This is a genomic window from Amycolatopsis sp. NPDC049253 (assembly GCF_040678995.1).
Lineage (GTDB): Bacteria > Actinomycetota > Actinomycetes > Mycobacteriales > Pseudonocardiaceae > Amycolatopsis.
Genome location: NZ_JBFAQX010000001.1, coordinates 565,928 through 587,908, shown reverse-complemented (window position 1 = coordinate 587,908; position 21,981 = coordinate 565,928). Strand labels below are relative to the sequence as shown.

Genomic DNA, 21,981 nt, shown 5'->3' with positions numbered 1-21,981 from the left:
CTTACTTCTTCTCGATGTCTGGCGGCACGGCGGTGGGGCTCGCCACAGCCGCGGGGGCCTGCGGGTCGAGGCAGAACAGCTCGCGCAACGCGTTGGCGTAGTCGGTGTCGGCCGTCTCGGCGGCCAGCTGCTTCACCCGCACTGTGGGCGCGTGCAGCAGTTTGTCGACGACACGGCGAACCGTGCGGCCGACTTCTTCGCGGACCTGCATGTCGAGGTCCGGGAGGCGGTTGTCCAGACGCAGCAGCTCGGCGTCGACCACCTCGGCCGCGCGGCGGCGCAGCGCGGTGACGGTGGGCGTGACCTCGGCGCTGCGCTGGCCGGCGAGGTAGTCGCGCACCTCGTCGAGCACGATGCCGTTGGCCTTGATCGTCTGGCGTTCGGTGGTCGGGGCACCGGCGTCGCGCATGTGGCGCTGGATCGTCTCGAGGTCGACGACGGTCACGTCGGCCAGGTCGGCCACGCCCGCGTCTACGTCCTTCGGCAGGCCGAGGTCGCACACCACGAGCGGGCGGCCCGCGCGGGCGGGCACGTGCTCGGCCAGGAACACGGCGTCCTGCGCGCCGGTGCACGACACGACGACGTCGGCCTTCGCCACGGCGTCGGCCAGCTCGGACAGCGGCACGGCGCGCGCGGGCACGCCCTCGACCGCGGTCTTCTCGGCCAGGCGCGCGGCCTTGGCCTCGGTGCGGTTGGCCACGGTGATCTCGCCGATGCCGGCCTTGCGCAGGTGCGACGCGGTCAGCGCGCCCATCGAGCCGGCGCCGACGATCAGGGCGTGCTTGCCCAGGAGGTCGCCCGCGGCGGCCAGCGCCTCGGACACCACGGACGCGCCCAGCTGGTCGAGACCGGTCTCGGAGTGCACGCGCTTGCCGACGCGCAGCGTCGTCTGGATCAGCTCGTGCAGCGTGCGCCCGACGGTGCCGGCCTCACGCGCGGTGGCGTAGGCCGAGCGGACCTGGCCGAGGATCTGCGTCTCGCCGACGACCATCGAGTCGAGGCCCGACGTCACGGAGAACAGGTGCTCGACGGCCGCGCCGGCGTAGTGCACGTAGAGGTTGTCGTAGAGCTCGGCCGGCTCCATGCCGGCCTGGCGGGCGAGCACGTCGGAGACGTCGTTGACGCCGCCGTGGAACGTCTCGACCACCGCGTAGACCTCGATGCGGTTGCACGTGGAGACCAGCATGGCCTCGCTCACGTGCTCGGCCTGCTGCAGCTCGTGCAGGACCTTGGTGACCTCTTCGGCGGGCACGGCGGCCCGTTCGAGCGTGGTCAGCTCCGCACTTCGGTGGGAGAGCCCGACCGCCAACACGCTCATCCGCGCACCACCATTCCAAGACCGCCGTCTGCCTGTCCGTTGCCGTTACTGCCATTGTCGATCGGCAGGCCGGCGTCGGGTAACCCGGTATTCCCCTGAATTGCCAGGGCGTCATCGGCACGGCGAGCCACGTGGAACGAGAGGATCTGCAGTTCGACCGCCAGGTCGACCTTGCGGACCTCGATGTGCGCCGGTACCTGGAGCACCACCGGCGCGAAGTTCAGTATGCACTGGACGCCGCCCGCTACCAGCCTGTCGCACACGGACTGCGCAGCGGTAGGAGGTGTGGCGATGATCCCGATGGAAATCTGCCGTTCGGAGCAGACGCGCGGGATTTCGTCCAGGTGCGAGACCGGTAATCCCCCTACGGGAACCCCGATGAGGTCGGGGTCGAGGTCGAACAGCGCCTCGACGGGGAAACCGCGGCCGGGGAACCCGCCGTAGTTGGCCAGCGCGTGGCCGAGGTTACCGATCCCGACCACGGCGACGCGGTGCTGGCGGGTGAGGCCGAGGATGCGTTCGATCTGGCTGACCAGCACCTGCACCTCGTAGCCGACGCCCCGCGTGCCGTACGAGCCGAGGTAGGAGAGGTCCTTGCGCAGCTTGGCGGAGTTCACGCCCGCGGACGCGGAGAGCTCTTCGCTGGAGACGGTGGTCGCGCCCTGCTCGGCCATGCCGGACAGGACCCGGAGGTAGACGGCGAGGCGCGCGACGGCCGCTTCGGGGATCTGCTTGGCGCGGACGGCCGTCTCGACGGCGCTGTCGACCGCGGGCATCTCCGCCGTGGGCGCATTGTCGGCATCAGGCGTTGCCCGCCGGGCGCGGCCGTTGCCCTTCGCGGCCCGGCGGGGTGGTTCAGCGGGCGGTTCGGCACCGCTGCGCCTCCCCCGCTGTGTCACCACGCCGGCCACTCCTCAAGATTGGGTCGCATCTCTTGACCCCGCGACGGCAGTCCGGTTCAATGCCGGGCCTTTGCGGGACGACTCCCTACGGTAGTCCACTTGTGAACGCGCGCACAAAGTCACTGGTCATCGACATGACGCGACCCACACCGGCGCCCGATCAGGTGACGGCGGAGCAGGTGGCGGCGGACATCGGGGGCGGCCGGGCAAGATCATCCGCGCCCGGCCCGCGTTTCAGAGGTTGTTCAGGCTGATCGTTCGAGTACCGCGAGGTCGTCGGCCACGGGAACCGCGCCCGAGGTCCACGCCGCCCCGCGCGACGCCCTCGGCCGGCTCGCCCGCGACCTGGGCTTCACCCGCGCCGGCACCGGCGACGAGTCGTTCGACCGCAACTGGGTCACCCACGGCCCGGTCACGCCCGCCATGCAGGACTGGCTCCGCCCCTTCCGCGGGGTCCCGACATGGCCGAAACCTGGGACGTCGGCCGGTTCGACACCCGGCGGGTGGAACCCGCGGTGGCGGATCTGGCGGAGCTGGTGCCGTTGTTGAGCGGGGTCCACGGCCGGTGAGGGCTCTTGCTGCCGCGCTTGTCGTCGGCCTCGCCGTCTCGGCCACCGCGTGTGCCTCAAGCAGCCACACGACAAAGCGGCTCGGTGCGGGTTCCGCGTGCGGGCTCATCTCCACCGCGAACCTCTCCGGGCTCGTCGCTCGCCGGTCACCACCCCCGCGGCAAGCGGCTCGCAATACCAGTACAGCAGCGCGAACCACGTGCTCACCACCGTTTCGCGCGGCCTCCCGTCGGCCCGCGGCGGCACCTCGCTGACGATCGACGGCGGCCCGGCGGCCCAGACGGAAGTCGCCAACGGCCGCGGCTGCGTCGTCGACGTGGCGCTCGTCGACGACGACCCGGACCAGCTGTCCTCGGTCTCGATGCTCCTCGGCCCGAACACGCCGTCCGCCCTGCACACGAAGGCGTGCGACCTCACGGACAAGGTCGCGGGGCGGATCGTGGACAAGCTGCCGGGCTGAAGCCCGTGAACGTGGAGGTGGGCCAGCGTTGGCCGGGCGCTGGTGCTGGTACGTCGTCCTGGCGCTTGTCGTCGGCGGTCACGGGCTTTGGTACCTACGCGGACCGGCGCCGGACCACGGCCATCGCCGCCGGGGCGCGCGAGCGGGGGTGGACCTACCGGGAACGGGCGCCCAGTTGCTGGGGCGGTGCCACGGCTGTCCCTTCGGGCGGGGACGACGGCCGCGGGCACGGCACGCGGTGTGCGGGAACCGTGGCGGGCGCCAGTTCACCTCGTTCGAGTACAGCGAGGTCGTCGGGCATTCCGACGTCGACAGCAGCGCAGCGCCGAGTGGCTGTACCTGCAGGTGTACGCCGTGAAGGTCGCCGGCGCGCCGGTGCTCACCGTGCGGCGCCGCGGGGTTGCGGGCGTCGTCGCGGGACGGCTGGGCGTGGGCGGGAACGCGACCGGTAACCCTGACTTCGATCGGCGGTTCGTGGTCGAAGACGACGCCACGAGCCTCACCGCCGAAGCGCAGGCCTGACTCACCGCCCACCCGCGACCGTTTCGCGTTGACGGCGATCGAGGTCCTCGTCTGGGACGAAGGGCGGTTCGACCTCAACCGCGTGGAGCCCGCGCTGGAGCAGCTCGGCGCGCTGCTCACGCGCACACGGCTCGGCTGACCCCGGCGTCAGGCGTTGACCATCACCGAGTGCCAGCCCGACGCCCCGTCCGGCACGGGGTCCGCGGCCTGCTCCGTCTGCGTGTAGCCCGACTGGTCGGTCGCGCGCACCGTCACGGTGTGGCTGCCCGACGGCACGGTCAGGTCGGTCCACCACATGCGCCAGGTGTCCTTGTTGACCTCGGTCGACAAGGTGGTCGGCTGCCACGGGCCCTGGTCCACGCGCACCTCGACCTTCGCGATGCCGATGTGCTGGGCCCACGCCGTGCCGGCGACGCGGAGCTTGCCCGAGATCACCTTCGCCGTGTCGATGCGCGACTCGGTCTTGATGGGCGCCTGTTCGGCCCAGCCGCGCTGCAGCCAGTAGGACTGGCGGTCGTCCCACTTGGCGAACTCGAGGCTGGTGACCCACTTCGTCGCGGAGACGTAGCCGTAAAGGCCGGGGATGACGATGCGCGCGGGGAAACCGTGTTCGACGGGCAGGGGCTCGCCGTTCATGCCGATGGCGAGCATGGCGCCGCGCGTCGGGTCGAGGGCGATCTTGGCCGGGGTGCTGCAGGTGAAGCCGTCGATGCTCGTCGCGTACATCTGTTCCGCGCCCGGTTGCACGCCGGCCGCGTCGAGCAGGTCGACGAGGTCCACGCCGATGAACTTGGCCGTGGAGATCAGGTCCCCGCCGACCTCGTTCGAGACGCACGTCAGCGTGACCTCGCGCTCGACGAGCGGCCGCGAGCGGATGTCGTTGTAGGAGAACGAAACCTCGCGGTTGACGAGGCCGTGGATCTTCAGGTTCCACTCGTCGGTGCGCACCTGCGGCACCACGAACGCCGTGTCGATGCGGTAGAAGTCCGAGTTCGGCGTGATGAACGGCGGCGAACCCAGCTTCTGGAAATCGGCGTCCGGCGGCAGCGGCGGGGCCTTGCGCGCGGCGACGAGCGGTCCCACCGCCTCCCGCGAGGAGTCGGCGCTACCCGTGCTCGAGATCGCCTGCCCGGCGACGGCCGCGACCCCCGCGCCCGCCGCCACGCCGATCCCGCGCGACAGGACCTGCCGCCGCGTCGGCCCCTTCGGCGGACGGCCCTCGTCGAACGCCGGCGGCAGCGCGTAGTGGTGCAGCCAGGTGAACACGAACGCCGAAGCCGCCAGCGACACCACGGGCGCCAGCAGCGCGAGCTGCCCGACGTCGGTGCGCTCGTAGACGGCCGCGACACCGGCGATGCCCAGCAGCACCACCACGATCTGGCCGCCGCGCGGCGTCCGGCGCGAAACCTGCCCGGCCAGCACCGCGAACAGCACCAGCACCACGGCGAGGCCGATCTTCAGCACGGTCTTGTCCGCCGTGCCGAGCGTCTGCTCCGCCCACACCACCACGGCGTGCGGGCTGTGCGCGATCACGAAGTCGGCGACGGCCACGAACGGCGACGCGTTGTAACCGACGAAGCCGGCGATGAGGTGCCCCACGCCCAATGCGGTGACCAAGGCCGCCAGCCCGATCAACGAAGCGATCGGCAACGACAGCCGCCGCGACTCCGGGGGGTTCACGACCTGCGGGGCTTCTTTCAACGCGCTCACCCCACCATCTTCGGCGGGCTCGGGCCCCGATACCGCCGGGAAGCCTTACGACTTGATTACCGCATCGGACTATCCGGCGGAACTAGCCGCTCAACGCCCGGCGGAACCGCTCTTCCTCCACCCGCCAGTACCCGTGTTCCGCACCGTCGATGAGGATCACCGGAACCTGGTCGCCGTACTCGGCTCGCCACTCGGCGTCACTGTCGACGTCCGCGAGCTCCCACGGCACGTCGAGCTCGCCACAGATCCGCGCGACCTCGGCCTCGGCCACCTCGCAGAGGTGGCAGCCGGCGCGCGTCATCACCGTCACCTGATGCACCACCGCAGTCTAGAACCGCGTCAGCGCAGCTTGAGCCGCCGCAGCTTGCCGGTGGCCGAATGCGGCAGGTTCTCCGCGAACTCCACGAGGTGCGGCACCTTGTACCCGGCCAGGTTCGCCGCGCACTGGTCGCTCACCTGCTGCTCCGATAGCGCCGCGCCCTCGGCCGGCACCACCACGGCCTTCACGGCCTCGCCGCTGCGCTCGTCGACGACCCCGACCACCGCGACCTCCGCCACGCCCGGCAGCCGCGAGATCACGTCCTCGACCTCGTGGGGATAGACGTTGAAGCCGTTCACGATGATCAGGTCGTTGGCGCGGTCGACCAGGTGCAGGTCGCCGTCGAGGTCGAGGTAACCGACGTCGCCGGTGCGGAACCAGCCCTCGGCGTCGGGGCCGTGCGCGCCGTCGGGCCAGTAGCCCGAGAACAGGTTCGCGCCGCGGATCGACACCAGGCCGGTGTCGCCGCCGGACTCGAAGACGTCGGCGACGTCGTCCGGGTCGAGCGGCACGCCCTCCTCGGTGCCGTCGCTGTCCACCAGCCGCAGCTCGATGCCGGGCAGCGGCCGCCCGACCGAGCCGGGCTTCGGATAGCCCGTGACCAGCGTCGACGTGACCACGGGCGCGCATTCGGTGAGGCCGTAGCCCTCGTAGACGTCGTGGCCGGTGGCCTCGCGGATCGCCGCCAGCACGCGCGGGTGCAGCGGCGCGGCGCCCGAGGTCAGCATCCGCACGGTCGCGAGCCCGCGCGCCAGCTCCTCGGCGCCGAGGTCGGCGAACTCCGTGTACATGGTCGGCACGCCGGCGATCGACGTGACGCGGTACTCGGCGCAGTCTTCCAGCGTCTTCGCCGGCTCGAAGCGCTCGGAGAGCACCAGCGTCGCGCCGACGGACGTGGCCTGCAGCAGGCCGGGCCCGAGGCCGTAGACGTGGAAGAGCGGGATGGTCACGAGCACGCGGTCCTCGTGCACCAGCACCCCCTCGACCCGGCTGAGCTGCTCGAGGTTCGCCAGCAGCGCGCGGTGCGAGAGCAGCACGCCCCGCGGCGGGCCGGTGGTGCCGGAGGTGTAGGAGATCACCGCGATGTCCTCGCCGCCGCGGCCGAGGTCCACGGGGTCGCCCCCGACCTCGCCGCGCGGGGACAACGCCGTGAGGGCTTCGGGCAGCTCGGCGTCGTCCACGTCGTCGCGCTGGATCACGAACCGCGGGTCGCAGTGCGTCAGCAGCTGTTCGAGCTCCGGGGCGGGCGCTTGCGGAGACAGCGGCACCGCGATCGCGCCGGCGCGCAGCACGCCGTACAGGGCGACGGCGAAATCGGCCGACGTCGGCAGCCGCAGCACGACCCGGTCGCCCGGCTCCACGCCGGCTTCCACCAGCCGCCGCGCCTGCGCGTGGGCCGCCTCGTCGAGCTCCCGCCAGGTGAGCGTGGCCCCCGTGCCGGTCTCGGTGATGGCCGTTTCGTCCGCCCATCTGGCCGCCGCCTTGGTGAGCAGCTGCTCGACACCCTCCACCGGGCCCCCTTCCTGCTGTAGCCCTTTTGTCATCTTGTCACCCGTAACGGGGATGCCGCGCGATCGTCGCACCTCCGGTACCGCGGGACCTCTACCTACTTCGCGGTAACTACACGTATGCTGCACTGCGTCGCCGGGTGGCGTTGATCACTGCCGGGTGACGCGAGAAAGGGAGTCACCGTGACGAACTTGCTGGTCTGCGCCGTTTACGCGGTCGTGGAACACGCAGCGCGGCCCCTCCCTGCTCGTGTGGAGGACAGGGGCACTGCCCATCGCGAGGGCCGCCCGGCCGGCCTTCGGACCGCAGGAGGTGCCGCCCTGTGACCCTGCCGACCACCGCGAACCGCGGCCCCGTCGTGATGTTCGCCGAACGTGCGTTCGGACGCCCCGCGGCCGTCCCGCTGACCCGCCCCACCGAGGCCGCGCCGGCTCCGGACCCCGCCGAAACCGCCAAGATCGAGGCGTGGGATCTCGTGCGCGAAGCGCAGGAGGGCGACTCCTCGGCGTTCGGGAAGCTCTACGACCGGTATGTCGACGTCGTCTACCGCTACGCGCTGTTCCGGCTCGGCGACCGGGAGCTGGCCGAGGACGTCACGAGTGAGACGTTCCTGCGTGCACTGCGCCGGATCACGTCGGTGAGCTACCAGGGCCGTGACGTCGGCGCCTGGTTCGTCACGATCGCCCGGAACCTGATCCTCGACCACGTGAAGTCGAGCCGCTTCCGCCTGGAGGTCGTGACCGACGAGGTGAGTGAGCCCGGCGCGGCGCCGGTTTCGGCCGTCGGGCCCGCCGCCCAGGCCGGGCCGGAGCAGCAGGCCATCGCGGGCGCCACGCGCGCGGAGCTGCTGCGCTGCGTTGCCGAGCTGGGCGAGGACCAGCGCGAGTGCATCGTGCTGCGGTTCCTGCAGGGGCTGTCGGTCGCGGAGACGGCCCAGGTGATGCACCGCAACGAGGGCGCGATCAAGGCGTTGCAGCACCGCGCTGTCCGCCGTCTGGCCCAATTGCTGCCCACCGGGCTGCGCTGACTTTTTTCACGTCCCGGCGCAACCGTAACTTCTCCGTCCTCTTAATCGTTTCTCCACGCAGACCGGCTGTCAGGGCCGGGGCTTGTGGAGTTTTGTGGAGACGGAGCAGCACCGTGGGCGTGCCCGGGTGGTTTTCGCGGGATCGAGCCGAGAACGAGCGGTTCGATCGCGCTCTGGACCCGTCGCCCGTGGAGCGCGACGGCGAGTTCGCCGACGAGCTGGCCGTGGTCGCCGCCCTGCGCTCGCTGGGTGAGGCGGGCGCACCGGACCTCGAAACGCGCGAGCGCATCCGGGCGGAGATCGAGGGACGGCTCGGCGAGCCGGTCGTCCGGCGGCGCTGGAAGCCGCGGGTGGCCGATCTGGTGGCGGCCGGCATCGCGCTCGTGCTGGGGCTGGCGGGGCTGACCCTGCTGCTTTCGCGCAACGCCATGCCGGGCGACGCGCTGTACAGCGTGAAGCGCGCGGGCGAGGAGACGTCGCTGGGGCTGACGTTCGGCGACGAGGCCAAGGCGCGCAAGCACCTGGAGTTCGCGGCGGACCGCGTGAGCGAGCTGGGGCTGATGACGGACGCCTCGCCGTCGGCGTACCGGACGGCTCTCGGTGACTTCGGCAGCGACGTCCGCGCGGGCGTCACGGCGCTGACGGCACTGGCGACGGGCGGCAGCGGGCGGACACAGCTCGCGGACCTCGAGACGTGGACAAAGGAGCAGGCGCGGCTGCTGGCGGCCGAGCAGCCGCGGATCCCGACGTCCGCGCGGGCGGACCTGACCGGGGCGCGCGGGCTGCTCACGCGGGTGCAGCAGCGGACGTCGGCGCTGGCGTCGCGGCTGAACTGCTACGAGATCACCACCGGCAGCTCCGACGAGCTGGGCCTGCTTCCGGCGCGGGGCGCGTGTACGCAGCAGCCCACGCGTCCTGGTGCGTCGGCGCCGGCTTCTCCTTCGTCCCCCGGTCCCACCCCTACACCGACCGAAAGCGGGGTGCCGCCGGCGACCGAAACGTCGGCGCCGCCGAACCTGGCCGTGTCGAGCACCCCGACGCCGACATCCGGCGGCAGCGCCACGGCTCCCCCGCCGGTGTTCTCGCCGCCGATCACCGCGCCGACCACGCCGAGGCTGCCGACGACCAGCCCACCGCCGCCGTTGATCTCGATCCCGCCGCTGCTGCCGGGCCTTCCGCCGATCGTCATCGGGTGATCACTCCGCGCTTCGGCAACCCCTGATCGAGGCCCTCACCACACCTGGAACGGGTGAGTCGCGTGGTCGCTACGCTGTGCGTCAGGACCCGGCCGTTCCCGGCCGCCGGGACGTGCCCGAACGTGGAGGCGGTGTGCGTGTCAGCTTGGCGTGGCAAGGATAAGAGTCAGGAGCTCGAACGGCTCGCCACGCTCGCGGGCGAGGCGTCGGCCGAGGCCGCTCAGATCACGGCGAACGCCGAGCCCGCCGTGCCCCCGGCCCCGCCGGACCTGACCGCGGCCGCGTTCTTCGACGTGGACAACACGATGATGATGGGCGCGTCGATCTTCTACTTCGCGCGCGGCCTCGCGGCGCGCAAGTTCTTCACCTCCGCCGACCTCGCCGGTTTCGTGTGGCAGCAGGTGAAGTTCCGCCTGGGCGGGCGCGAGAACAAGGAGGACATCAAGTCCCACCGCGAACGCGCACTGTCCTTTGTGGCCGGTCGCACCGTCGAGGAACTCACCAGCATCAGCGAAGAGATCTACGACGAGCTCATGGCCGACAAGATCTGGTCCGGCACCCGCGCGCTCGCCCAGATGCACCTCGACGCGGGCCAGCGCGTGTGGCTCGTGACGGCCACGCCCATCGAGCTCGCCGCGATCATCTCCCGGCGCCTGGGCCTGACCGGCGCCCTCGGCACCGTCGCCGAAACCAAGGACGGCGTCTACACCGGCCGCCTGGTCGGCGACCTGCTCCACGGCCGCGCGAAGGCCCACGCCGTCCGCGCGCTCGCCTCGCGCGAAGGTCTGAACCTCAAGCGCTGCACTGCGTACTCCGACTCGCAGAACGACGTCCCCATGCTGTCCGTCGTCGGCACCGCCGTGGCCATCAACCCGGACTCCGGCCTGCGCGACGTGGCCCGCGCCCGCGGCTGGGAGATCCGCGACTTCCGCACGGGCCGCAAGGCGGCGAAGATCGGCGTCCCGTCGGTCCTGGGCGCGGGCGCGCTGGCGGGCGCCGTTGCGGCGGGGATGGCTTACCGCCGCCGCTGACGTCAGTGCGCGATCGGCGCCCCAGCAACCGTCGGCGCATTCAACGCGCGCCGGCCACCACCAGCCCGGCCAGGTTTCGAGCCGCCGCGCTTCGGCACGTGGCTTTCGCTGCCCGCGGAGCCGAATCCACTCCGGCGAACGCCGTGCCGCACTCCGGGTGTCCGTTGCCGGAACCGTCGCGGCGGGAATCGCTTACCGGCGCCGCTGACGTCAGCGCAGGGCGGGCTGACGCTGCCTCAGCCGCGGAAGATGTTCTTGCGCTGGGCGAGGCGGCGGTACAGGGACTGCTGAATGGATTCCCGCACCTGGTCGGTCAGGGTGAAGACCAGCATCGGGTCGTCGACGGCGTCCGGGGTGAAATCGTCGGTGCGGATGGGTTCGCCGAACTCGATGGTCCACTTCGTGGGCAGCGGGACGGCGCCGAGGGCGCCGAACAGCGGGAAGAACGGCGTGACCGGGAAGTACGGCAGGCCCAGCAGCCGCGCGAGCAGGCGGATGTCGCCGAGTTTCGGGTACGTCTCCTCCGCGCCGACGACGGACACGGGGATGATCGGCACGCCCGCGCGCATGGCGGCGGAGACGAAGCCGCCGCGGCCGAAGCGTTGCAGCTTGTAGCGCGCGGAGAACGGCTTGCCGATGCCCTTGAAGCCCTCCGGCCACACGCCGACGAGCTCGCCGCCGCTCAGCAACCGTTCGGCGTCGGCGTTGCAGGCCAGTGTCTGGCCCGACTTGCGCGCGAACGAGCCCACCAGCGGCATCTTGAACACCAGGTCGGCGCCGAGGCCACGCAGGTGGCGTCCGCCCGTCTCGTCGTGGACGGCGACGGCGGTCATCAACGCGTCGAGCGGCAACGTGCCCGAGTGATTCGACACGAGAAGCGCGCCGCCGGCCGTCGGGAGGTTCTCGACGCCGAAGGTGTCGACGCGGAACCACTTCTCGTACAGCGCGCGCAGCGGCGGCAGCACGAGGGTCTCGGTGAGCTCGGCGTCGAAGCCGAACTCGTCGACGGTGTAGTCGCCCGTCAGCCGGTTCCGCAGGAAAGCCAGCGCCGACCGCACGGACTCCGGCACCGGGTCCGGCTCGGCGGGAGACGGCGGGGCGGCCGGGAAAGCCACCACCGGCGCGTCCGAAGAAGGCTCCACCGAGGGCGAGGACGACGGCGGCGCGGCCGGCTGCGAAACCCGACCCGGGCCGTGCAGCGGGATCACCTGAGCCTCGGCTGTGTTCACGGTGTGCGCCTCACTTCCGGGCACGGGGCTCATCGGCCGGCCTGCCCGGTCGCGGCGGCCACGACGACCCTGCCGGCCACCGAGGCCAGCCGGGCGCCGTCGAACACCGGGCGCAGGCCGCGACCCGCGGTGTAGTCGTCGAACGCCTCGCGCGTGGTGAAGCGAGGCTGGTAACCGAACTCCTTCTTGAGCTTCGTGATGTCCACGACCCGCCCGAAGTTCAGCAAGCGGACCTGGTCGGCCGAGAAGTCGACCACGCGCGCGCCCCGCAGGACCTTGCCCACGGACGGCACCACGGCGCTCGGCATCGGCAGCCCCACGCGGCCGGCCCGGCGGATCGCCTGGGACAGCCCGATCACCCCTTCCGACGCGACGTTGAACACGCCCGGCTTGTCCTGCAGCACGGCCTGCTCCAGCACGCCCAGCGCGTCGGACGCGTGCAGCAGCTGCAGGCGCGCGTCGTAGCCGAAGACGGTGGGCACGACCGGCAGCGCGAAGTAGCGCGAGAGCACCGTGTCGACCTCGGGCCCGATGATGTTGGCGAAGCGCGCGAGCGTGACGGTGATGTCGGGCCGGCGGCGGGCGAGGCCGCGCACGTAACCCTCCATCTCCACGGCGTCCTTCGCGTAGCCGCTGGACGATGCCGGGATCAGCTCCGAGTCCTCGGTGAACACGGCCTGCGAACGCGCCCCCGCGCCGTAAACGGCCGCAGTGGACTTGACCACGAGCTTGCGCACCTTCGGCGAGCTCTGGCAGGCCGCCAGCAGCCGCATCGTGCCGATGACGTTCAGTTCCTTGACGGCGGAGCGGCGGCTCGGGCCGGCCGGGTGGGCCAGGCACGCCGTGTGCACCACCGTGTCGACGCCGGCGCTGCTGATGACCTTGGCGATCAGCGGGTTGCGGATGTCGGCGCGCACGAACTCGGCGCGGCCCATCCGCTGCAGGACGTCTTTCGCGGGCGGCGCGGTGTCGACGCCGATCACGCGCTCGAAGGCGGAGTTGGTGCCGAGGCGGGCGAGCAGCTTCCCGCCCAGGTCTCCGGCGACCCCGGTGACGAGCACGATGTTCGACGGCATGGGACTCCCTGTGCGGCTGGGCTGTTCGGCTGGGCGTGAAGGGGTGGACGATCACCCGAAGTGCACGAGCCTGCACTCATTGAAAGCATCGCGCGGACGCACCACCGATGTTACCGGCGCCGGGGGGTGCTCTGACCAGGTCTTACTTCGTATTTACAACTCCACCCGAGAATTGCGGCTCACACCTCACTCGATCGGGGGAGAAGGCCCACCACATGGACGTGGCCCGTCCAGAGACTGGACGGGCCACGGCACATCAGCTGCGAGGCTGGCTCACTTGCCGGCCTTACGACGCTGCACTCGCGTACGGCGAAGCAACTTGCGGTGCTTCTTCTTGGACATGCGCTTGCGGCGCTTCTTGATCACGGAACCCATGGGCGCTCCTCAGTTGTCGTCGGTCACGCTGCCCGGCGCAGCGTCCAACGGGTGGAGCGCACAGGCACGAGCGGTCTACCAGGTTACCCGCGTCCTGACGCGGGCCGGTCGGCGGGCATGGCTAGCGCATGCCCGGCGACCGCCCAGACCCCGCCAAACCGCCGCCCTCAACGGAGCGGCGCGCCGCACTGAGCTGCTATCCGACGTCGAAGTAGGCACCTTGCAGGTACTCGTGCACAGCTTTTTCAGGCACCCGGAACGACTTGCCCACCCGCACGGCGGGGAGCTCACCCGAGTGCACCAGCCGGTACACGGTCATCTTCGAGACCCGCATCAGCGTGGCCACCTCGGCGACTGTCAAAAACTGGACCTGCCCTACCGCGGGCAAATCCTCCTTCTTGTTCGGCGACATGATTACCGCGTCCTTCGACACGTGTCGCGCCACGAGGCTTCCCCACCTGTGGTATCGACACGCACGTGCTCTCCCAGAGGGTAGCGGGACACGTGGGACTAGTGCGACGGCTGTCACCGGGATGGGCCCCTACCTGCGGGTTTTCGCCGCACGGATAACCCTCTCAGGTCTGGTTTGCCGGTTTTGTCAGTCCTCGTGGGCGCGGCCGAGCTCTTCCGAACGGTCGCGCGCGGCCTCGATCGCGTCCAGCAGAGCCGCCCGGACACCGTGCTTCTCGAGCTCGCGGATCGCGTTGATGGTGGTGCCGGCGGGCGAGGTGACGGCCTCGCGCAGCAGCACGGGGTGGTCCTTGCCCTCGGCGAGCATCTTCGCGGCGCCCACGGCCGACTGGATGATCAGCTGCCCCGCGAGCGCGCGCGGGAGGCCGAGCAGGATCCCGGCGTCGATCATCGCCTCGACCAGGTAGAAGAAGTAGGCCGGTCCCGAGCCTGAGAGGGCCGTGACGGCGTCCTGCTGCGATTCGGGTACCTCGACGACCTGGCCGACGTGCGAGAGCAGCTCGTGGACCGTGGCGAGGTGTTCGGCGGTGGCGTAGCGGCCGGGCGACATCGCGCTCATGGCCTCGCCGACCAGCATCGGCGTGTTCGGCATCACGCGGACCACGGGCACGCCCTCGGCCAGGCGCCGCTCGTACAGCGAAGTCGGCAGCCCCGCGCACAGCGAGACGACCAGCGAACCCTCCCCGAGCAGCGGCGCCAGCTCCGCCAGCACCGGCTCGATGTCCTGCGGCTTCACGGCGACCACGAGCACGTCGGCGCGCTTGGCGGCGTCCTCGACGGTGGCCGCGCGCATACCCGGGTAGCGCTCCTCGAGCTCGCGGACGCGGCCCTCGTAGCGCTCGGTGAAGAGCAGGTCGCCGGGCGCGTGGCCCCCGTGCAGCAGCCCCGACAGGAGGGCTTCGCCGATCTTTCCCGCGCCCAGTACCGCAATCACACTCATGGTTCTCAGCGTGCCAAACGGGCGTCAGGCTCCTGGTGCCGGGGCGAGCGCGAGCTGGCGCGCCTGCGCGACGAGGCGGCCCTGGGAGTCGACCACCGTGGCGTCGGAGTCGAACCAGGCCTCGTGCACCGAACGCGATTCCACCAGGATGCGCAGCCAGCCGGGGGCCGGGCGCGTGCGCAGGAACGCCGTGAGCTGCACCGTGGGCGCCCAGCCGACGCGGCCGAGGTTGGCCACCACGGGCGGGTTGAGATCGCCCGCGAGGAGTGCGAAGTAGACGTCGCCGATCCCGTCTCGCGGACGTACCCACAACTTCAGCCGCGGCGGGTCACCGGCGCGCCCGGCGAGGTAGCCCGCCGTGGCCGGGTCCACGCGGACCTCGCAGCTGGCGGAGAGATTGAACAAGCCCTCGGAGGTTTCGGCACCGAGCGGCACCGCGCCCGAAGGTGGTTCGGCCGGCAGCTGCGGCACGTCGCTCCACTCCGGCCGGCGCATCGGCAGCCGCCCGGTCGTCACGCGCGCCTCCACGCAGCTGCGCCCGCGCTGCTCCAACCGCACCCCGACCACCGACGCGCGGCGGCCGACCTTGCGGACGTCGGTGCGCAGCAGCACCGGGCCCAGGGCCGGTGCGTGCAGGAACTCGGCGCTGACCACGAGTGGTTCGGCCGTGGGTTCGCCACGTTCGCCGAGCACGGCAGTCGCGGCCTTGGCCAGCAGGGCCAGGAGGAACCCGCCGTGGGGGTGGTTCGCGATCGCCCATTCCGCTCTCAGCGTGGCCGTGAAGGTCCCGTCCCCGAGGGAGCGGACCGCGCTGGCCGCGTCGAACGCCGTCGCCGTGTATTCGGCCCGGCTCACGAACGGCCGGCCACGGCGGTGCGTGTGGCGAAGAAAGTCAACGATCGCAACGAGTTCACGGTCGGCACTTTACGTGTCGATGAGCCGGATGAGGGTGTCCCGGGGCCCGGGACCGCCCGGACAGCCGATCATGCTAACGACCTGGTCACTGTCCGAGGTGCAACCGGGCGAACAGCAGCGCCTCCGCGAGCGCGCGGGCGCGCTCGGCGGTGGTGACGGCGTGGCGGGTGTTGACCTCGAGCACGACCTGACCGGCGAAGCCGTCGCTGACCAGCTTTTCCAGCAGTTCGGCGCACGGCTGACCCCCGTGGCCCGGGATGAGGTGCTCGTCCTTGGGCACGCCGGTGCCGTCGGCCAGGTGGACGTGGCTCAGACCTTTCCCCATCCGCTCGGCCAGCGCGAGCGCGTCCATCTGCGCGGCGGCGCTGTGGGAAAGATCAAGCGTGTAGTGCCGGAACCCCACGTCCGTGGGATCGATCGACGGCCGGAACGCCGACACCCGCGCGTTCCGCGACCCACCCGGCGGGCGCACCTTGAACATGTTCTCCACGGCGACCTCGATGCCGGATTTCTCCTCCAGCTCGTCGACGAGGTCCCCGAACGCGTCCCCGTACCGCCGCTGCCACCGGAACGGCGGGTGCACGACAACCGTCCGCGCCCCCAGTTCCTGCGCGGCCTCCACGGACTTCCGCAGCCGGATCTCGGGATCCGGCGACCAGACCCGTTGCGTGATCAACAACGACGGCGAGTGGATCGACAGGATCGGCACATTCGTGCGCTTCGACCACCGCCGCACCGCCGCGACGTCCTGGCTGATGGGGTCCGCCCACACCATGACCTCGACCCCGTCGTACCCGAGCTCCGCCGCGAGCTCGAACGCCGCCCCGGCCCGCAGGGGCCACACCGACGCAGTGCTCAGGCCCACGGGGATCGGGTTCTCAGGCGCGCTCACGGGGGACATCCTGCCCTGCCTGGGGTGGGCGTGGTTGGGGTGGGAAGTGTGCGCGGTTGAAAGCCGGGTCCTCGCGGGGCGACGTGCGTTGAGAGAGCACCCCGAAGCTGGATTGTGTTGACCGCCGGTGACCTTGTGTCAAGGCGGGAAAGCGTGCCTTGACACAAGGTCGCCGGCCGCAAGGAGGCTTCGGATCGGGGTGCGGGGCGGGTCTGGGTGCAGGTTTCGTTGGGTGGGTAGGCGGCGGTTGCGTGGGTGGACGCGGCCTGGGTGCAGGGGTGGGGTCGGTAGGCAGCTGCGGTTGGTGGGGGCCGAAGCGGGCTGTAACGCAGGAACTCCCGGCCCGTCGAAGCGGGGGGCCGGGAGTTCCTGCGCGATAAGCGTCTAGCGCCCCACCAGCAACAGGGCGGCAGGCGACACCGTCACCACCAGGCCGACCAGGATGGCCAGCAGCGTGGTCTGCAGGTCTTCCGCGCGGCGGATCTTGCGGACGATCCACACCAGCGCCACGATCACCAGCAGGGCGCCGACGAGGGCGGCCGGCGCGAGGTTGACCCAGAGCCAGTTGAAGCCGAGCCACACGGCGGCGCCGCCGACGACGCCGAGGGCCAGTTGGCCCGCGAGGGTGAGCCACTGTTTGCCCGGGGAGCCGTCGACGGCCGGCTCGGCGGCCGCGGGCGCGGCGACGGGTTCTTCGGGGGCGACGTCGTCGTAGTCGTCCTCGTAGTCGCCGTGTTGGTCGTAGCCGTAGTCGTCGCCGTCGAAGTCCGGGGAGCCCGGTTGGGCGAACTCGCGCTCGTACTCGGACAGGTCGTCGTCGACGGGGCCGCCGCCCGGGGCGAACGGCATGGGCGCCGGGTAGCCCGCGGTGGGCGGACCGGCGTCGAAGTCGGCGGGGGCGGCCATGGTGGGCGGGCCGCCGTCGTAGTCGCCCTCGGGGGCGTACGGCTCGGCGTAGTCGTCGGCCGCGTAGTCCTCGTCGGCGTAGGCGTCGGCGGACTCGCCCGGGACGACCGGCATCACGCCGATCTCGGTGTCCTCGAGCTGTTCCTGCTGACGACGTTTGCGCCAGCCCGCCAAGCCCGGCGGCTGAGCGGGCGGACCACCCGGGCCAGGACCAGCCGGACCGGGACCGGGAGCCACCTCGGGCGCCTCCGGCTCGACCCCGGCCACGGCGTCGAACTGCTCCGTGTGCGGGTCCTGCTGCGGCGCGGGACGGCGAGCCGGCGCGCGGCGCGGACGCTGCGGCGCGCCCGTCGGGAACGCGCCACTGGCCATGGGCGGCTCGGGCACGTCGGCGTCGGGCGTTCCGTCGAGACCGTCGAGCCGCGACGCGAGCGTGCCGCCCGGCGCGGGCGGCGGGCCGGGACGGCGACGGACCGGCGGCACCTGGTTGCGGGTCTCTTCCGCACCCGGCGGCGGCACCGGCTGCTGACGCGTCGGACGTCCCCGCGGCGGCACCGGCATCTGGCCGGACTCCTGCGGCGGGGCCGGCGGACGCACGAACTGGCTCGACTCGGGCGACGGCGCCGGCGGAACCGGCAGCTGCGCCGACTCCTGCGGCCGCACGAACTGACCCGACTCCTGCGGCGGCGCGGGCGGGCGCGTGTACCCGGTCTCCTGCGGCCGCACGAACTGGCCGGACTCCTGCGGCCGGGCGAACTGGCCCGACTCGGGCGGAGGCTGACGAACGAACCCGGAATCCTGCTGCCCGTTGACCGGCCGGACCGACCGCGTCGGCGGGCCGACAGGACCCCCAGGGCCACCCGGGCCCGCAGGACCTTGCGGCCCGGCAGGCGGCACGGGAGGAGCAGCAGGCGGACGCTGCAGCGGCCCCGACTCCTGCGGCACGGTCCGCGGCGCGGGGGCCGCCGGCCCGTCCGAACGACGACGGCCACCCGCCGAACGCGAAGGCGGCGGCGGAGTGCCGCCGTCGCTGGTCACGCGGTCGATGATCGCCTGCGGCGCGGTGTCGCTCACGCCCGCGGCGCGACGGCCGCCCTCCGGCGGCTGCTCCGGGGCTTCGTCGTCTTCCGCTGCGCGACGCCTGCGCCGCCGTGAGCCCTCGACCTGCTGCCCGTGCTGGGCGAGCAGTTCGGCCACGGTCTTCTGGGGCGGGGCGCCGTTCTCGTCGGTCATACCGTGCTGTCCAAAGCGCGCTCGGGGTTGGCCACGGCACGTCCCGGCGGCCGGACGCAGGCGGCGCCGCGCGCGCTGAACACCGTGCTGTGCATGTCCGTCACCTCTTCACCGTGCCTGTTTTCCGTCACCGAAGTCCAGTCCGCTGCTGTCACCGGTCCTCCCCGTTCGCCGAAACGCCGGTGAGGGCGGCCCCAGTTTCGTCCGCGCCGTTGGAATGGTCCAGCCGTCGCAGGATGACACCCTCTCGCAGTGCCCATGGGCAGATCTCGAGTTCTTCGAGAGAGAGCGCCCGCATGGCGGCTTGCGCCACCAGAGCACCCGCCACGAGCTGGTGCGACCGGCTCGAGCTGACCCCCTCGAGTTGCGCGAGGTCCGCTGCGGGCATGCGCGAGATGAAGGCGATGAGCTGGCGCAACGCGGTGTCCGTGAGCGTACGGCGCACGCGCGGACCGGCCGCCGAGGGGGCCGCGCCGGTGAGCCTGGCCAGGGAACGGAACGTCTTCGACGTCGCCACCACCCGATCGGGTTCACCCCATTTCGCGACCTTCTTCGCGAGCCCGCTGAGCTCGTCCTCCAGCCACGCCGAGACCGCCACGACCTCCGAGCGCGTGGGCGGGTCGTGGCGGAAGCGCGTGCGCGTGGTGCGCCCGGCTCCCAGCGGCAGCGACTCCGCGAGCACGGGTTCCTCGTCGCGGCCCATCGCGACCTCCAGCGAGCCGCCGCCGATGTCGAGCACCAGCACCTGGCCGGCCGACCAGCCGAACCACCGCCGCACGGCGAGGAAGGTCAGGCGCGCCTCGTCGACGCCGGAGAGCACCTTCAGCTCGACGCCGGTCTCCTCCGCGACTCTGGCCAGCACCTTCGGCGAGTTCTTGGCTTCGCGCACGGCCGACGTCGCGAACGCCATCACGTCTTCGCACCCGAGCCGGACCGCAGAAGCGCGCGCCGACTCCACGGCCCGCACCAGCTGGTCGGAGCCCGCGCGGCTGAGGTCTCCGGTTCGCGTGATCTGCTCGGCGAGGCGCAACACGGCCTTCTCCGAGTGCATGGGCGTCGGGTGCGCACCACGATGGGCGTCGACCACCAGCAGGTGGACGGTGTTGGACCCGACGTCGAGTACCCCTAGGCGCACGAGGATCCAGCGTACCGGTCCCACAGCCAGGTCTCGAAACTGTAACCAACACCACTCGGTCCGGGCTCGACTCTGCGTACCCGGACGCCCGCACAGGGTGAAAAATGAAGCGTTTCCCCAGGACCGAAAACGGCCGGAGCGGCAAGAAAAAACCCCGCCACCCCGGCCGTGCTCCGGTGTTTTCCCTACCGCCGGCTCACGTCTCGAACTTGTACCCGAGGCCGCGCACCGTCACGAGGTGGCGCGGCGAGCCCGGGTCGGGCTCGATCTTCGAGCGCAGGCGCTTCACGTGGACGTCGAGGGTCTTGGTGTCCCCGACGTAGTCGGCGCCCCACACACGGTCGATCAGCTGGCCGCGGGTGAGCACGCGGCCCACGTTGCGCAGCAGGTACTCCAGCAGGTCGAACTCCTTGAGCGGCAGCGAAACCTCGGCGCCGTCCACGGTCACGACGTGGCGCTCGACGTCCATCCGCACCGGCCCGGCCGAGAGCACCAGCGGCGCCAGCTCCCCCTCCGCGCCCGGCTCGCCGCCGCGGCGCAGCACCGCGCGCACGCGCGCGATGAGCTCCCGGGCCGAGTAGGGCTTCGTCACGTAGTCGTCGGCGCCCAGCTCGAGGCCCACGACCTTGTCGATCTCGCTGTCGCGCGCCGTCACCATGATCACCGGCACGGCGGAACGCTGGCGCAGCTGCTTGCACACGTCCGTGCCGCTCATGCCCGGGAGCATGAGGTCGAGCAGCACGATGTCGGCACCGTTGCGGTCGAACTCCTCGAGCGCCTGCTGTCCCGTCCCGGCCACCGCGGCCGTGAAGCCCTCCTTGCGCAACAGGAAGGCGAGCGGGTCGGCGAAGGACTCTTCGTCCTCGACAATGAGAACCCTCGTCACAGGTTTCCTCCATGGTCTGGGCCGGAGAGCTCCTGCCCGGTTGCCACGAGCCGGGGTGTCCGCTCGGGGGTCTTGTCCTGCCGCACCACGGTGGCGGGCTGGGTCTGCTGCTTGCCGCGCGCGCCGTCGCCGCCGGGCTCGGGGCTGACGTGCGCGGGGATCCGCAGCGTGAACGTGGATCCGGTGCCAGGTCTGCTCCACAGGCCCACCGAACCGCCGTGGTTGGCCGCGACGTGCTTCACGATCGCCAGGCCCAGCCCCGTGCCGCCGGTGGCGCGGGAGCGGGCCTTGTCCGCGCGGTAGAAGCGCTCGAACACGCGCTGCTGCTCGTCCTCGGCGATGCCGATGCCGCGGTCGGTCACGGCGATCTCGACCATGCCGTCGGCCAGCCGGCGCGAGATCGACACCGGGCTGCCCGGCGACGAGTAAGCGACGGCGTTCTCCAGCAGGTTCGACAGGGCCGTGACCAGCAGCGTCCGGTCGCCCTCGATGAGCAGGCCGCTGGCCGCATCGGTGGTGATGGTGATCTCCGCCGACTCCGCTGACAACGTTGTCCGGCCGAGCGCCTCCCGCACCACGGCGTCGACCTCGACGACGTTGAGGTCCGGCAGCCGTTCGGCGCCCTGCAGGCGCGAAAGCGCGATCAGCTCGGTCACCAGCGTGCCCAGCCGGGTCGACTCGCGGAGGATCTTGCTGCCGAAGCGGCGAACCTCGTCCACGTCGTCGGCGGCGTCGAGCACGGCCTCGGTGAGCAGCGCGATCGCGCCGACCGGGGTCTTGAGCTCGTGGCTCACGTTGGCCACGAAGTCGCGCCGCACGGCCTCCAGGCGGATGGCCTCGGAGTGGTCCACGGCCTCGACCACGGTGAAGCCGTCGCCGAGCGGACGGACCTCGCCGAGCACCGCCTCCGGCTGGCGCCGCCCGCGGTTCTCGAGCGGCGACAGGTCGATCTCCATCGGCTCGTCGGTCTCCACCACCTGCTCGGCGGCGGCACGGGCCCGCGGGTCGGCCTGGTTCACCCGAACCAGGCCGAGCTCGTAGGCCCTCGGGTTGTGCAGCACGAGGTCACCGAAGCGGTTGAGGACGACAACGCCGCTCCGGGACGACCGGATCAGCCGTTCGAGGAGCTCCGCCACGGTCGGTCCCACCGGCCGTGCCGTCTCCTTCCGGGCCCGCGCCCGGGCGATGAGGAACCCGACGACCGCGCCGACGACAAGAGCGCCGATGGCCGAGATCAGGGCAACTGGCGTGGTCACAAAGGAATCGTAAGCATCCCGGTAGCCTTTCGGACCAGTCTTGGAAGCCCGGTCGTGAGGCGCGTGACACCTACGGGCGACATGTTCGCCCTGGTGTCAGGCCC

Annotated in this window: 21 protein-coding genes; 5 read left to right on the top strand and 16 right to left on the bottom strand. The window is 71.6% G+C overall.

The annotated features are described in order from the left end of the window. Position 1 precedes the first annotated feature (1 nt). Both AB0K15_RS03030 and AB0K15_RS03025 read right to left on the bottom strand, forming a co-directional pair. Complete coding sequence (locus AB0K15_RS03030; protein ID WP_364044911.1) at positions 2-1,318, bottom strand: glutamyl-tRNA reductase; 1,317 nt, start codon at positions 1,316-1,318, stop codon at positions 2-4. Next, positions 1,315-2,220 (bottom strand): redox-sensing transcriptional repressor Rex, encoded by a 906-nt coding sequence (locus tag AB0K15_RS03025; protein WP_364044908.1) that lies wholly within the window; start codon positions 2,218-2,220, stop codon positions 1,315-1,317. The genes AB0K15_RS03030 and AB0K15_RS03025 overlap by 4 nt, the downstream gene beginning before the upstream one ends. A gap of 768 nt (positions 2,221-2,988) precedes the next feature. Between AB0K15_RS03025 and AB0K15_RS03020 the strand changes: the two genes are divergently transcribed. Beyond that, positions 2,989-3,249 carry a hypothetical protein gene (locus AB0K15_RS03020; protein WP_364044905.1) on the top strand — a complete coding sequence of 87 codons (261 nt, stop codon included), beginning with the start codon at positions 2,989-2,991 and terminating at the stop codon, positions 3,247-3,249. 354 nt (positions 3,250-3,603) lie between these two features. Then, positions 3,604-3,771 (top strand): hypothetical protein, encoded by a 168-nt coding sequence (locus tag AB0K15_RS03015; protein WP_364044902.1) that lies wholly within the window; start codon positions 3,604-3,606, stop codon positions 3,769-3,771. A gap of 147 nt (positions 3,772-3,918) precedes the next feature. Here the strand turns inward: AB0K15_RS03015 and AB0K15_RS03010 are convergent, their stop codons facing one another. From AB0K15_RS03010 to AB0K15_RS03000, 3 genes are all read right to left on the bottom strand, one after another. Continuing rightward, positions 3,919-5,481 carry a molybdopterin-dependent oxidoreductase gene (locus AB0K15_RS03010; protein WP_364044899.1) on the bottom strand — a complete coding sequence of 521 codons (1,563 nt, stop codon included), beginning with the start codon at positions 5,479-5,481 and terminating at the stop codon, positions 3,919-3,921. Between the two features lie 82 nt (positions 5,482-5,563). Then, entirely contained in the window at positions 5,564-5,803 is a 240-nt protein-coding gene (locus tag AB0K15_RS03005) for a glutaredoxin family protein (protein ID WP_364044896.1), read from the bottom strand. Positions 5,804-5,820: 17 nt separating this feature from the next. Next, on the bottom strand, positions 5,821-7,344 hold the full coding sequence (locus AB0K15_RS03000) for an AMP-binding protein (RefSeq protein ID WP_364044893.1): 1,524 nt from the start codon (positions 7,342-7,344) through the stop codon (positions 5,821-5,823). Positions 7,345-7,631: 287 nt separating this feature from the next. On the opposite strand from AB0K15_RS03000, the gene AB0K15_RS02995 reads away from it, so the two are divergent. From AB0K15_RS02995 to AB0K15_RS02985, 3 genes are all read left to right on the top strand, one after another. Next, positions 7,632-8,336: a sigma-70 family RNA polymerase sigma factor gene (locus AB0K15_RS02995; protein WP_364044890.1), complete on the top strand. Its 705-nt coding sequence runs from the start codon at positions 7,632-7,634 to the stop codon at positions 8,334-8,336. A gap of 113 nt (positions 8,337-8,449) precedes the next feature. After that, positions 8,450-9,532 (top strand): DUF5667 domain-containing protein, encoded by a 1,083-nt coding sequence (locus tag AB0K15_RS02990; RefSeq protein ID WP_364044887.1) that lies wholly within the window; start codon positions 8,450-8,452, stop codon positions 9,530-9,532. 122 nt (positions 9,533-9,654) lie between these two features. After that, positions 9,655-10,563 (top strand): HAD-IB family hydrolase, encoded by a 909-nt coding sequence (locus tag AB0K15_RS02985; protein WP_360597850.1) that lies wholly within the window; start codon positions 9,655-9,657, stop codon positions 10,561-10,563. Positions 10,564-10,799: 236 nt separating this feature from the next. On the opposite strand, the gene AB0K15_RS02980 is transcribed toward AB0K15_RS02985, so the two are convergent. The 11 genes from AB0K15_RS02980 to AB0K15_RS02930 all read right to left on the bottom strand — a co-directional run bounded on the left by AB0K15_RS02980 (position 10,800) and on the right by AB0K15_RS02930 (position 21,877). Continuing rightward, positions 10,800-11,825, bottom strand: coding sequence for a lysophospholipid acyltransferase family protein (locus tag AB0K15_RS02980; RefSeq protein ID WP_364044884.1), 1,026 nt, complete (start codon positions 11,823-11,825; stop codon positions 10,800-10,802). After that, the gene (locus AB0K15_RS02975; RefSeq protein ID WP_364044881.1) at positions 11,822-12,868 is read right to left on the bottom strand and encodes an NAD-dependent epimerase/dehydratase family protein; all 1,047 of its coding nucleotides are present in this window, start codon (positions 12,866-12,868) and stop codon (positions 11,822-11,824) included. The genes AB0K15_RS02980 and AB0K15_RS02975 overlap by 4 nt, the downstream gene beginning before the upstream one ends. A 273-nt stretch (positions 12,869-13,141) precedes the next feature. Then, the gene (locus AB0K15_RS02970; protein WP_007030867.1) at positions 13,142-13,243 is read right to left on the bottom strand and encodes an AURKAIP1/COX24 domain-containing protein; all 102 of its coding nucleotides are present in this window, start codon (positions 13,241-13,243) and stop codon (positions 13,142-13,144) included. A 196-nt stretch (positions 13,244-13,439) separates the two neighbouring features. Then, positions 13,440-13,655, bottom strand: a complete 216-nt coding sequence (locus AB0K15_RS02965; protein WP_037353555.1) for a helix-turn-helix domain-containing protein — start codon at positions 13,653-13,655, stop codon at positions 13,440-13,442. Between the two features lie 186 nt (positions 13,656-13,841). After that, entirely contained in the window at positions 13,842-14,654 is an 813-nt protein-coding gene (gene proC, locus AB0K15_RS02960; RefSeq protein ID WP_364044878.1) for a pyrroline-5-carboxylate reductase, read from the bottom strand. Between the two features lie 24 nt (positions 14,655-14,678). After that, a complete protein-coding gene (locus AB0K15_RS02955; RefSeq protein WP_364044875.1) occupies positions 14,679-15,509 on the bottom strand; it encodes a thioesterase family protein in 831 nt (276 codons plus the stop codon). Positions 15,510-15,654: 145 nt separating this feature from the next. Then, positions 15,655-16,470, bottom strand: coding sequence for a sugar phosphate isomerase/epimerase (locus AB0K15_RS02950; protein ID WP_364044872.1), 816 nt, complete (start codon positions 16,468-16,470; stop codon positions 15,655-15,657). A 375-nt stretch (positions 16,471-16,845) separates the two neighbouring features. Further along, positions 16,846-18,600, bottom strand: a complete 1,755-nt coding sequence (locus AB0K15_RS02945) for a hypothetical protein (RefSeq protein ID WP_364044869.1) — start codon at positions 18,598-18,600, stop codon at positions 16,846-16,848. A 151-nt stretch (positions 18,601-18,751) separates the two neighbouring features. Then, positions 18,752-19,735, bottom strand: a complete 984-nt coding sequence (locus tag AB0K15_RS02940; protein ID WP_364044865.1) for a Ppx/GppA phosphatase family protein — start codon at positions 19,733-19,735, stop codon at positions 18,752-18,754. 196 nt (positions 19,736-19,931) lie between these two features. Further along, positions 19,932-20,621 carry a response regulator transcription factor gene (locus tag AB0K15_RS02935; protein WP_204091841.1) on the bottom strand — a complete coding sequence of 230 codons (690 nt, stop codon included), beginning with the start codon at positions 20,619-20,621 and terminating at the stop codon, positions 19,932-19,934. Next, complete coding sequence (locus AB0K15_RS02930) at positions 20,618-21,877, bottom strand: ATP-binding protein (RefSeq protein ID WP_364044861.1); 1,260 nt, start codon at positions 21,875-21,877, stop codon at positions 20,618-20,620. The genes AB0K15_RS02935 and AB0K15_RS02930 overlap by 4 nt, the downstream gene beginning before the upstream one ends. Between the last annotated feature and the right edge of the window lie 104 nt (positions 21,878-21,981).